Raw genomic sequence first — 11,361 nt, forward strand, 5'->3', positions numbered from 1 at the left:
GAGAATCGGTATGGGTAAAAAAATGCTAGTGATCGGGGAATCTCGTGAGGGCGTATTACGTAATGTAACGTTTGAAGCCATTGCGGCTGCCAAACAAATTAGTTCGGACGGAGAAGTGGTAGGCATCTTATGTGGTGAAGGCGATTTGACGGAACAAGGAAACGAAATGGTTTATTACGGGGCAGACCGTGTAATCACTGTCTCAGACGAAAAATTGAAAACGTATACGTCTGAAGGGTATGGACAAGCGGTTAAAGCAGTGATTGAAGATGAAAGTCCGGAAGGCATCGTGATGGGTCACACAGCAGTAGGGAAGGATTTGACACCTAAGCTTGCCAGCAAGCTGGAAACAGGCTTAATTTCAGATGTCACAGAAGTAAGCAGTGAAGGCGGAAATATCATCTTCACACGTCCGATTTATTCTGGTAAAGCATTCGAAAAGAAAATCATTACAGAGGGACTTATTTTCGCAACGATCCGTCCGAATAATATCGCATCACTTGAGCGTGACGAGTCCCGCTCAGGGGAAGTGACCACTAAAGACGTGGATATCGCAGATCTCCGTCCGATTATTAAAGACATCATCAGAAAGGGATCTGAGTGTGTCGACTTATCCGAATCAAAAGTAATCGTAGCAGGCGGGCGCGGAGTTAAGAGCGCAGAAGGATTCGAGCCGCTGGAAGAATTGGCAGATGTGTTAGGCGGAGCTATTGGTGCATCACGTGGAGCTTGTGATGCAGGATATTGCGATTACTCCCTTCAAATTGGCCAGACTGGGAAAGTAGTTACACCGGATTTATATATTGCTGCGGGGATTTCGGGTGCTATTCAGCACTTGGCTGGTATGTCCAACTCTAAAGTGATAGTGGCAATCAATAAAGATCCTGAAGCTAATATTTTCAATGTGGCAGATTATGGCATTGTGGGAGATTTATTTGAAGTTGTTCCTAAACTGAAGGAAGAAATGTTGAAAGTAAAGGTCTAAGCCATACAAGCTTGTTATGTATGAATACTTACTAACCAGGAAGCAGGGGCGTCTTAGCAATGAAGATGCCAAATGACAAATCTGTGAGCATTTATACAGGTGTACTGCTCTTAGTGCTGTTTCCCCTGCTTTTAAGTTAAGTAATAAGTAACGGTAATATCCCCGCTCTGAATATCAATTGATTATCTCAAAGTCAATACGATTACTAATTTGCTCAGCTGTTTCTAACAATATTGGTAAATGCTTATTCAATAAGGTCTCTTTATCAGTCCGTCCGGTGTGTGTAGCGGTGTTTATTGCAGCTACCACTTTTCCCCTAACGTCTCTTATGGGGGCGGCGACACTTAATAATCCTATTTCTAATTGGTCCCGGCTGAGAGACCATCCCTGCTCACGAACTTTTTTTAGGTCATCTCTTATTTTTTCCTCAGAAGTAATTGTTTTTTCAGTATAAGCACGCAGATCTGCATGCTGGAAATAGTGATCAAGTTTATTGGGTGAAAGGTAAGCAAGAAGCATTTTTCCTACGGAAGACGCATGGGCAGGAAGACGAGCTCCCACACCTAATGAATGTTTCATAATCTTGTTTACTGGAACACGGGCTATATAAACAATGTCTGTATCATCCAGTATAGCAAGAGAACTTGACTCTTGAACTTTTTCTGATAATTCTTCAAGATATGGCGTTGCAATTTCCCAGATATTTTGAGAAGAAATATACGAATATCCCAAAGAAAGAACTTTCGATGTAAGGGAGTATCGCCCATCTTTAAAATTCGCGTAGCCGAGATGTTCTAACGTAAGCAGTGCACGTCTCGTGACTGGCCGGGGTAATCCTGTGATTTTGGAAGATTCAGTAATGGTTAAGTGAGGTTTTTTCTTAAATGCCTTAATAACTTCCAAACCTCGTTCAAGTGTTTTAAGATAGTCCCCTGGCTTTATATTGACTTGGTTAGAGTTTAAGTCTTCTGCATTTCTTTCTGACAAATCATATCGCTCCTTATTAAAGTGTTTACAATTTGTACGAATAATAGACGTTTGTACAATTATTGTACGAACCAACAGACTTTCTGTCAATACATTAAAAACCGTGTTACTTGTATCTATATAAAAGGAGGTTTAAAACATGGAACCCTTTCTGGTGGTAAACTGGATGTTGTTTCTAGGAACCACTATTTATGGTATATATTTGTTTGTTCGAGTCGTTAGTACACGTATAGCCTATATACGATTGGGACAAAAAGCAGATTTTGATGGTGAAATTAAAAAACGACTGAAGCTGATTTTGGTTTACGTTTTTGGTCAAAAAAAATTATTGAAAGATAAAAAGTCCGGAATCATTCACGTGATGATGTTCTACGGTTTTATCTTGGTACAGTTCGGTGCCATTGATTTCATCTGGAAGGGTCTTGCGCCAGACAGTCACCTTCCATTAGGACCTTTTTATCCAGGCTTCACATTCTTCCAGGAGCTTGTCACACTGATGATTTTAGTTGCTGTCGTATGGGCGTTCCATCGGCGTTATGTAGAAAAGCTTGTTCGCTTGAAGCAGGGCTTTAAAGCGGGGCTTGTACTTCTCTTCATTGGAGCATTGATGCTTACGGTGTTAATTGGGAATGGGATGAGCTTGATATGGCACGGTCATGAGGGAGCATGGACAGAGCCTGTTGCGTCCTTGACAGCGAGTGCTTTCGGTTGGATGAGTCCTACCGCTGCCGGTACTATGTTTTTCGTCATGTGGTGGATCCATCTATTGGTGTTATTAAGCTTCCTGGTCTATGTGCCACAATCCAAGCACGCCCATCTGCTGGCGGCTCCGGTCAATGTTTTCTTGACTCGCCGAACACCACCAGGAAAGCTTTCTAAGATTGATTTTGATGTCGAAGAAGAGACTAATGAAGAAGATGTTTCCTTTGGTGTCGGCAAAATCGAAGACTTCAACCAGCTGCAAATGATCGACTTTTATGCATGTGTTGAATGCGGCCGTTGTACCAATGTCTGCCCGGCAACAGGTACAGGGAAAATGCTTTCCCCGATGGATTTGATCATCAAACTGCGTGATCAGTTGACGGAAAAAGGAGCTGCAGTCACTGGGAAATCGCCTTGGGTGCCAGCATATGCTTTTTCTAACACGCAGGGCAACCAGCTAGCAAAAATGTCGCAAACGCAAGGAAGTGACGAAGCGGCTGCTTCCGTAGAGGCTGCCCAGAACCATAACTTGATAGGCGACGTCATTACAGAGGAAGAGCTGTGGGCATGTACCACTTGCCGTAACTGTGAAGATCAGTGCCCGGTCATGAATGAACACGTCGATAAAATCATTGACCTTCGCCGTTATCTTGTATTGACGGAAGGAAAAATGGATCCGGATGCACAGCGTGCGATGACGAATATCGAACGTCAGGGCAATCCTTGGGGTTTATCAAAGAAAGAGCGTGAAGACTGGCGCGATCAGGAGCCGGAGGTACGCATTCCGACTGTCAAAGAATTGAAAAAAGAAGGCGAGGATTTTGAATATCTATTCTGGGTTAGTTCTATGGGTGCCTATGATAACCGCAGTCAAAAAATAGCGCTTGCTTTTGCTAAGCTAATGAATGAAGCGGGGATCAAATTCGCCATTCTCGGCAATAAAGAACGTAATTCCGGGGACACCGCTCGCCGGATGGGTAACGAGTTCTTGTATCAGGAGCTTGTTGAAAAGAATATTAAAGAATTCGAAAAGAATGATGTCAAGAAGATCATTACGATCGACCCGCATGCCTATAACACATTTAAAAATGAATACCCAGACTTCGGTTTTGAAGCAGAGGTCTACCATCATACCGAGATGCTTGCCGAATGGCTGAAGGATGGTCGGTTGAAGCCAGTAAATGAAGTGAATGAAACGATCACCTATCATGACAGCTGCTATCTCGGCCGCTACAACGAGGTCTACCAGCCTCCTAGGGAAGTTTTGGAAATGATTCCAGGCGTCACGCTGGTAGAAATGAAGCGTAACCGCGAAAACGGTATGTGCTGTGGAGCCGGCGGCGGTATGATGTGGATGGAAGAAAAAGCGGGCAACCGCGTAAATGTTGGACGTACAGAACAGGCACTAGAAGCCAGTCCGACGATGATTTCCAGTGGCTGTCCTTATTGTCTGACCATGCTTTCTGATGGCACCAAAGCGAAGGAAGTGGAGGAATCTGTCGGTACAATGGATATTGCGGAAATACTAGAAAAATCTATTGCTGTTTAGACAAATTCAAATAATAACAATTTCCTCTTTTATACGAATTTATTCGTATTAACGGATAGTAAGCCCCCGGAAGATACTGCATTCAGAGAGGACAAAGATAAACAATTAACAATAGGAAAATAAATAACACATTAATCAGCAGACCAAATCGTATAATGATTTGGTCTCTTTCTGTTTTGATTTTATAAGGAATAAATGTAAATTAATGTTAAAATAATTATGGCGGTGGCGAAACTGCGAGGCAAGAGAATGTAAAAATAGGTGGGAGGATAATCATTTGAATAAAATACCAAAACGCTTTTTATGGAGTTTCTTAGGTCTGACTGCAATGCTTGTTCTGATAATGACTTGGTTTTACCCGTATTCTTTTTCAGTATATATAAAAAATATACTCACAAACCTGACCCGGTTGTCGTCGATCAATATGTTGAAGATTTTAATGACTTTAAAAAATCCTACGAGCAAGATATAAAAAAGGATTCAGCAACTAGAACAACAAAGGATACACAATACATACTACCGATGTTTGAACAAAATTGGTTAATCAATAAAGATTCCGTAAATATGGGTGAAAGAGATTTAGATAATATGTTATTTGAAGTAAAGGAAAATAAGAGTACACTCATGCACTTACTTGTTGAAGAGGATTATACTAAGGATCAAAGACGCGATGTAGTTTATAGTTTAGAAAATTTACAATCCCTAGAGGAACTTATCATTGATATAAAGACCGAAAAGACTAGCTCAAGAAGTACACTAAATACGCAATTCCATAATCTTCGTGTCCGTTACATAAGCACCTTTGGGATGTATGCTAGTTTTTATAAAGAATATCACGGATTGGATAATTAACGTACCGATTCTTTAATTCTATAAGGCTATAAAAACGCTCGGGTTTATCTAATCCGAGCGTTTTTATAGCCTTCATTGGCTGACCTCAGCTAAGTAAAAATTTAATAGAGTACCCGAGTAACTTCACATATTCACCGACGAAAGTCAGGTGTTCCCAATCTGAGACTCCGTCGTCAGGATTAAAATTGGAAGGAGCGACAGAATAACTTAATGTGATATCGTCATCATAAATTCTTTCGAACGTGATTTTACTCCTGCGGGAATGGTAGTCACTCGTAACCACAATTGCGGACTGCAAATTGTTGTTCTTCATAATCTCTTCCGTGAATTGTGCATTTTCAAATGTACTGCTTGCCTTTCGTTCCTCGATAATTGCATCCTCCGGAATACCCTTTTGGATAGCAGCCTCTTTTGTTGTGTCTGTTGCTTTGGAGTTAGAGAGAATGACATAATCCGCGTAGTTATCATGATAAAGTCCGGCTGCGTGCCCGAGTCTTTTTTTATTTCCACTTAGTACAATAATTGCATCCGACCGTTCAGGTTTACTTTCAATAATCAGTGATTCTGGACCCAGAATGGCAATGGTGACAGGAATTCCTATGATTCCTATAACTCCTGCTACAACTGTAACTAGTATAATAGATTTTACTTTTTTCAAGTTTCCCTCCATGAAAAGCGACCTCTCTTATTTGCATCATATCTACTTTTACCCCCTAATCCAGAACTGGTAACAGTAAAATGAAGTGTTTCGTTAATTTGTCTACTTAGTTGAATCAGAAAAAAGTTAAATCTCCTAGTAAAATAGCATCGCCCCGGGATAAACAATATATGGATGTCCCGGGGCGATCTCATTTCTTCCCCTGGAGAACCAGATAATGCCAGCTACCTTTTTCGTTTTGTCTATTTATCGTCTTTGATGGTTAGGATGTGAGTAGAGGGGGTGATGGAGATGTATCTGGATTATCAGTTGATGTTCGGCGTCGATAAGCAAATGCATTTTTTCAGTTATATGGTAGTTTCCATACTATTAGGGATAATGGTTCTCCTTATATCCCAGAAAGACAATGTAAAACGGAATGTTAGCTATATCTGGATGTCCCTGGTGACTGTTGGGATACTGGAAGAATATCGCCAATTTATGGTTCCTGATAGAAGCACGGAGATTTTGGACGCCATAGCAAATATGCTTGGCGTGACCGTTGGTTTAGTAGTACCTTTGCTCCTTTGGTATATAGTCCAACAAAGAGGTAAGTTGAAGCTATTTGTACTATATGGTATTGTTCTGACCGCTCTGTTCCTTGGTTTGGTTTATATTAATGAACGGCCTTTTGTCACACTTGACGAACCTATTCATGAAGAATTGGGACGCCTTGTCACTATTGTGCGTCGGGAATAAGTGGTACCAGCAATACATTTACTTGCATGGGTATTTTCTGTATGATAAATGTGGTTTAGCATCTATCAACTGGAGATGGTCATAATCGTTATTCTATACTTTCTAATCGGATTTATTTCTTCCTTAATAGGAGCCATGGCAGGGGTGGGTGGAGGAGTCATCATTAAGCCGGTGCTGGATTTTGCTGGACATTATGACTTGGCGACTATCGGCGTTCTATCCGCATCCACCGTTTTTGCTATGTCGTCAGTATCCCTGGTAAAAGCAAGAACGATGGAAGTGAATATAGATATAAAAGTAAGCTCGCTGATTGCAGTCGGTTCTATTATCGGCGGGTTCTTCGGGAAAGGTGTCTTCAATTTTTTTGTAGTCAATTTGCAATTAAATAATATTATCGGCGTCATTCAATCATCCATGCTGGCACTGGTCTTGTTAGCGATTCTGATTTATTTCAGATGGAGCGGTCTTTTCAAGAATTACATTATAAAAAAATCAGCTGTCATTTTAACTGCCGGTTTGGTGTTAGGATTTCTCTCCGCATTCCTTGGAATCGGTGGAGGGCCGCTAAATGTGGCAGTACTTGCATTGCTGTTTTCCATGAGTGGGAGAGAGTCCGTTATCAATTCCACTTTCATCATCTTTTTCTCCCAGCTGGCTGCTTTGCTGTTAGTGACATTCACCACAGGGTTTGATGGGATGGATCTATCCATGCTGTGGTATATGATTATCGGAGGGATTGTTGGAGGTTTTATTGGAAGCAATCTCTTGTTCCGGGTTTCCGATAAAGTGATTGCCATCATTTTTAATGTAACAGTTCTGATTGTATTATTGATTAATCTCTATAATGTGATTACATATATCTGAAGAAAGAGCTGTCCTATTGAGAGAGGGCAGCTCTAGTTTTATTCCGCTTACTGATTAATCCTTTCTTTATTTAATCTCCACACCCCGACATGGCGAACGACATTATGGCCTGGTCTCCCTGTGGGAGTTTGTCGACTAGCTGCAAAACTCCTGGTTCTCCAATTATCCACTAGTGAGGGACATTTCAAGTGAAATTTTTGATTATTTAAATATTTTTTTGTAAGATGACAATAGCAAAAAGGAGGACTATGTTATGCAACGATTGATGTGCAAGGGGAAGATACACCGTGCAACCGTAACAGAAGCTGAACTTGATTATGTAGGAAGTATTACAATCGATCAAAAATTGATGAAAGAAGCCGATATCAAGCCATACGAAATGGTACAAGTAACAAGCTTGAAGAATGCAACCAGATGGAAAACGTATGCGATACCTGCTCCGGAAGGTTCCGGAAGAATTTGTTTAAATGGTCCACCAGCTCATTTATTTTCGCCTGGGGACATTGTTATTATTTTGAGTTTGGCGCAAATGACGGATGAGGAAATCGAGACACTTCGCCCAAGGGTGGTTTTCGTAGATGGAGAGAACGAAATCACCTCGGTTGAGGAACATGATTTACATTGGCCGGAAGGTGTGAAACAGTAACCTGAATGAATTGGATCAATAATATGCTATTTAACATCTAAACTCCTGTAGAGTGTAAGCTCTATAGGAGTTTTTTATTAAACTTATGAAACAGTTGTCGATATAAACAGTAGTACAAGATTTGTAATTTAGGTGAATTTTACAGGTTTTTAGAAAGGGGAAAGACAGGATGGATGTTCCTGTATTACTTTTAATAGGGCTATTAGTAACAATCCAACTTGGATGGCTCGTTTACTTGAATGATTTGAAAAAGAACCATAAAGAATTTGTACAGCAAGTCCTGAATGCTTCCCGGAAAAAATTTGACTAGGTCAATACTTTTTACAAATTAGAGGACGGAAAATAATATTAATGAAGCAAGTAGAGTTATTCTGCTTGCTTTTTTATATTCCAAAATGAAATAGGTATGATTTTTTCCTTTAATGAGGAAATAAGGTAAAATTAGCTTATACATTATGTGAGTATGGATACAATTCTTACATACCAATCGATAATTGTCATACCAAAAGGAGGCAAGGCCATGACAAAGAAAATCGCTGTAATGATTCTGCACGGAGCCGGCACACCGAATGATAATTTTGCTGAGGAAATCATTGAACATATAAGGGAACGATTTAAGAAAAGAATAGGAGGGCAAACGGACGATGACGCATTGGTGTTTGAGCCGGTGTGGTGGTCGAAAATATTCGCATCGGAACAAGAGCGATTATGGGAGCGGGTGCACGTTGATACGGACCTGGATTACCAGCGGCTACGGCGATTTACAGTCGAATTCCTTGCCGATGCGATTGCCTATCAGCCTGCATCTGTGGATGATAATAATTATGATAAAGTTCATGAACTGCTAGCAGAAACCTTGAGCAATTTAGAAGAAAAGGCTGGAAGGGACGCGCCGTTATGTGTCATCAGCCATAGTCTGGGGTCGGTTATCGCCAGCAACTACTTTTACGATCTCCAATTGAAACAGTCGAATATTGGTACCCGGACATGGCGTCGCATTAAAAATACGCCACTGGAAAACGGGGAGACCCTGGCTAACTTTTATACACTCGGAAGCCCTATGGCTTTGTGGTCGCTCCGCTTCGGAGGGTTTGGCTTGCCGATTCAGGTGCCTGCGCCTTCTATGGATCGTCATTACCAAGGGGTGAAGGGAGAATGGCTTAATTTTTATGATAAAGATGATATCCTCGCTTACCCGTTGAAAAACCTCAATGAACAATACAATGAAGTAGTTACGGCAGACATTCAGGTTAATGCCGGCGGGGTATTCACAAGTTGGAATCCCTTATCACACCAGAAATACGATGAAGATTATGAAGTAATAGATAAGATGGTAAACGGCCTTGTCCGCACCTGGCACGAAATCAATAGTTGATTTAAAGTCCTCACCCCGGGCCATCCAGAATATGGAGGGCTCCGGGGTACTCTTTGTTACACCCCAGGACCTCCAGATAATGGCATATTGTGAGTGTTAGGAGTAGCAAGAATGGGGAAGATAGGTATTATAACAAAGACAGGAGGCTATTGATGATGAAAAGAATCCAGGCTTATTTTCAAAATGAGGACCAGGCGGAAGGTGTACGGGCGAAGCTGCAGGCGTTAAGAGCTGATAATGTTTTAGTAGAACCAATTCCTGAGGACAACCATGAAATGACAGATGTTTTACAGGGTGTTTTCTCTCCGAGAGAAGAGGGCAGTAATCATGAACGGCAAGTGCTGACTGCGGATGTGAGTGAAGAAGATTACGATCGGGTCAGGTTAATAATTAAGGAGAGCAACGGGCATCTCGAGGAATAATCAATACTCGTCCCAGGTCGATTAGATGGTGCATTAGTTAGAAAAATAAGAAGACAGCGGCCAGTGTAGGGGGAGGTCTGGTTAATGCTGTCTTCTTATTGGTATTGTAACAAACAAAACTATCATTTATCAGAGGCTTACAGAGTAGTTTTCTGAGAGGAAAGTCCTGTAATGTTCATGGCAAGACGGAGAATTTTAGATCGGTGCCTTTGGGTTATTTTCTTGTAGGAGAAACTGCTTTTTCAAACAGATGATTTTCCTTCATTTATCCAATTTGAAATAATACATAGTGTGTTTAAGATAGAGGAGGAAATGATTTGAGTCATACAAACATAACTACCGAAGCAATAATTCGACCATTCATAAGCGAAAAACTAAACCTGCCCAACCGTACGGTAATGGCCCCAATGACACGAGGTTTTTCACCTGGTAGGGTGCCAGGAGAAGATGTGGCTGCCTATTACCGGCGTCGAGCGGAAAATGAGGTTGGTTTAATTGTTACTGAAGGAACTGGAATCAATCACCCTGCTTCTGTTTCAGGTGCAAGTATTCCTGTTTTTTATGGAGAAGCTGCCTTGAACGGCTGGGCACAGGTGGTGAAGGAGGTTCATGAAGCTGGTGGAAAATCGTGCCTCAGCTTTGGCACGTCGGAATGACCCGTAAAAAGGGAGACCTTCCTAATGAAGAAGCAAATCCTGTAGGGCCTTCCGGCTTAAACCTAGACGGTGATAAAGTAACGGAGCCGCTAACTGAAAAGGAGATTACTGATCTGGTAGAAGCTTATGCCCAAGCGGCAGCGGATGCCAAACGCATTGGTTTTGATGGAATCGAATTACACGGAGCACATGGCTACTTAATTGATCAATTCTTCTGGGAACAAACAAATCAGCGTACCGACCGTTATGGCGGCGATTTAGTTGCGCGTACACGTTTTGCAGTCGAGATAATTGAAGCGTGCAGGCGAGAAGTTGGCCCTGACTTCCCAATCATTTTCCGTTTTTCCCAATGGAAAATGAATGATTTTCAAGCCAAACTTGCTAAGTCACCGGAGGAGCTGGAAGATTTCCTACTGCCTCTTGTTGAAGCAGGAGTAGACATTTTTCATTGCTCCACCCGCCGTTTCTGGGAGCCGGAATTTGAAGGCTCAAACCTAAATTTAGCAGGCTGGACAAAGAAATTGACTGGGAAGCCGGTTATTTCTGTGGGCTCCGTCGGACTGGATGGGGAATTCACGAGCTTTCAGGGTGCCGAAACTACCAGCCTCGATGGTCTTCTGGAAAAGCTTGATAAGGAAGAGTTTGACCTTGTAGCCATCGGGCGTTCACTATTAATGGACCCTGCGTGGGTGAAAAAAGTGCGTGACGGCAGAGTAGATGATTTATTGCCTTTTGATAAGGAATCACTTAAAAAATTATATTAGTAAGATTGTAAGACTAGACTACACCCCGGGACATCCAATATATCCATTATCTGGATTAGTCAAGCCCACAAAACTGTAGACATTGAAAAAACACCGGGGTTATGCAACCGCCTGATTTCTGTATTCGACAGGAGTCAGGCGGTTTAGTTTTCGCTGAGCACGT

The 11,361-nt window shown here is 41.7% G+C and carries 11 protein-coding genes and 1 pseudogene; 10 read left to right on the forward strand and 2 right to left on the reverse strand.

Annotated features, from left to right (window positions below; genetic code table 11):
* The first annotated feature begins 10 nt into the window (after nucleotides 1–10).
* Nucleotides 11–985 (forward strand): electron transfer flavoprotein subunit alpha/FixB family protein, encoded by a 975-nt coding sequence (locus BLV00_RS11525; RefSeq protein WP_093045134.1) that lies wholly within the window; start codon nucleotides 11–13, stop codon nucleotides 983–985.
* 174 nt (nucleotides 986–1,159) lie between these two features.
* Here BLV00_RS11525 and BLV00_RS11530 read toward each other — a convergent pair whose 3' ends face one another.
* Entirely contained in the window at nucleotides 1,160–1,972 is an 813-nt protein-coding gene (locus tag BLV00_RS11530) for an IclR family transcriptional regulator domain-containing protein (protein WP_218131898.1), read from the reverse strand.
* Between the two features lie 139 nt (nucleotides 1,973–2,111).
* Here BLV00_RS11530 and BLV00_RS11535 point away from each other — a divergent pair, with 139 nt between their 5' ends.
* Together BLV00_RS11535 and BLV00_RS11540 are read left to right on the forward strand one after the other, a co-directional pair.
* Nucleotides 2,112–4,223: a heterodisulfide reductase-related iron-sulfur binding cluster gene (locus BLV00_RS11535; RefSeq protein ID WP_093045135.1), complete on the forward strand. Its 2,112-nt coding sequence runs from the start codon at nucleotides 2,112–2,114 to the stop codon at nucleotides 4,221–4,223.
* A gap of 303 nt (nucleotides 4,224–4,526) precedes the next feature.
* Nucleotides 4,527–5,075, forward strand: coding sequence for a hypothetical protein (locus BLV00_RS11540; RefSeq protein ID WP_093045136.1), 549 nt, complete (start codon nucleotides 4,527–4,529; stop codon nucleotides 5,073–5,075).
* 85 nt (nucleotides 5,076–5,160) lie between these two features.
* Here the strand turns inward: BLV00_RS11540 and BLV00_RS11545 are convergent, their stop codons facing one another.
* Nucleotides 5,161–5,733 (reverse strand): YdcF family protein, encoded by a 573-nt coding sequence (locus BLV00_RS11545; RefSeq protein WP_176791472.1) that lies wholly within the window; start codon nucleotides 5,731–5,733, stop codon nucleotides 5,161–5,163.
* 291 nt (nucleotides 5,734–6,024) lie between these two features.
* Here BLV00_RS11545 and BLV00_RS11550 point away from each other — a divergent pair, with 291 nt between their 5' ends.
* The 7 genes and pseudogenes from BLV00_RS11550 (at nucleotide 6,025) to BLV00_RS11575 (ending at nucleotide 11,198) form a co-directional block, all read left to right on the forward strand.
* Nucleotides 6,025–6,471: a VanZ family protein gene (locus BLV00_RS11550; protein ID WP_176791474.1), complete on the forward strand. Its 447-nt coding sequence runs from the start codon at nucleotides 6,025–6,027 to the stop codon at nucleotides 6,469–6,471.
* Between the two features lie 48 nt (nucleotides 6,472–6,519).
* Nucleotides 6,520–7,335: a sulfite exporter TauE/SafE family protein gene (locus BLV00_RS11555; RefSeq protein WP_245728952.1), complete on the forward strand. Its 816-nt coding sequence runs from the start codon at nucleotides 6,520–6,522 to the stop codon at nucleotides 7,333–7,335.
* A gap of 253 nt (nucleotides 7,336–7,588) precedes the next feature.
* Nucleotides 7,589–7,981 carry an aspartate 1-decarboxylase gene (gene panD / locus BLV00_RS11560; RefSeq protein WP_093045139.1) on the forward strand — a complete coding sequence of 131 codons (393 nt, stop codon included), beginning with the start codon at nucleotides 7,589–7,591 and terminating at the stop codon, nucleotides 7,979–7,981.
* 169 nt (nucleotides 7,982–8,150) lie between these two features.
* Nucleotides 8,151–8,291, forward strand: a complete 141-nt coding sequence (locus BLV00_RS21975) for a hypothetical protein (protein WP_176791476.1) — start codon at nucleotides 8,151–8,153, stop codon at nucleotides 8,289–8,291.
* 210 nt (nucleotides 8,292–8,501) lie between these two features.
* Nucleotides 8,502–9,356: a chemotaxis protein gene (locus BLV00_RS11565; protein ID WP_093045140.1), complete on the forward strand. Its 855-nt coding sequence runs from the start codon at nucleotides 8,502–8,504 to the stop codon at nucleotides 9,354–9,356.
* A gap of 152 nt (nucleotides 9,357–9,508) precedes the next feature.
* Entirely contained in the window at nucleotides 9,509–9,778 is a 270-nt protein-coding gene (locus BLV00_RS11570) for a hypothetical protein (protein ID WP_093045141.1), read from the forward strand.
* 332 nt (nucleotides 9,779–10,110) lie between these two features.
* Nucleotides 10,111–11,198, forward strand: a pseudogene (locus BLV00_RS11575) (NADH:flavin oxidoreductase).
* Nucleotides 11,199–11,361: the final 163 nt, after the last annotated feature.

Source organism: Thalassobacillus cyri (genome assembly GCF_900107755.1).
Classification (GTDB): Bacteria; Bacillota; Bacilli; order Bacillales; family Halobacillaceae; genus Thalassobacillus; species Thalassobacillus cyri.

What these genes read in the sequence shown, in the direction of transcription:
- BLV00_RS11535 (WP_093045135.1), top strand. Translation starts at nt 2,112, where the DNA reads ATGGAACCCTTTCTGGTGGTAAACTGGATGTTGTTTCTAGGAACCACT.
- BLV00_RS11525 (WP_093045134.1), top strand. Translation starts at nt 11, where the DNA reads ATGGGTAAAAAAATGCTAGTGATCGGGGAATCTCGTGAGGGCGTATTA.
- BLV00_RS11540 (WP_093045136.1), top strand. Translation starts at nt 4,527, where the DNA reads ATGGAGTTTCTTAGGTCTGACTGCAATGCTTGTTCTGATAATGACTTG.
- BLV00_RS11565 (WP_093045140.1), top strand. Translation starts at nt 8,502, where the DNA reads ATGACAAAGAAAATCGCTGTAATGATTCTGCACGGAGCCGGCACACCG.
- panD (WP_093045139.1), top strand. Translation starts at nt 7,589, where the DNA reads ATGCAACGATTGATGTGCAAGGGGAAGATACACCGTGCAACCGTAACA.
- BLV00_RS11555 (WP_245728952.1), top strand. Translation starts at nt 6,520, where the DNA reads ATGTGGTTTAGCATCTATCAACTGGAGATGGTCATAATCGTTATTCTA.
- BLV00_RS21975 (WP_176791476.1), top strand. Translation starts at nt 8,151, where the DNA reads ATGGATGTTCCTGTATTACTTTTAATAGGGCTATTAGTAACAATCCAA.
- BLV00_RS11550 (WP_176791474.1), top strand. Translation starts at nt 6,025, where the DNA reads ATGTATCTGGATTATCAGTTGATGTTCGGCGTCGATAAGCAAATGCAT.
- BLV00_RS11570 (WP_093045141.1), top strand. Translation starts at nt 9,509, where the DNA reads ATGATGAAAAGAATCCAGGCTTATTTTCAAAATGAGGACCAGGCGGAA.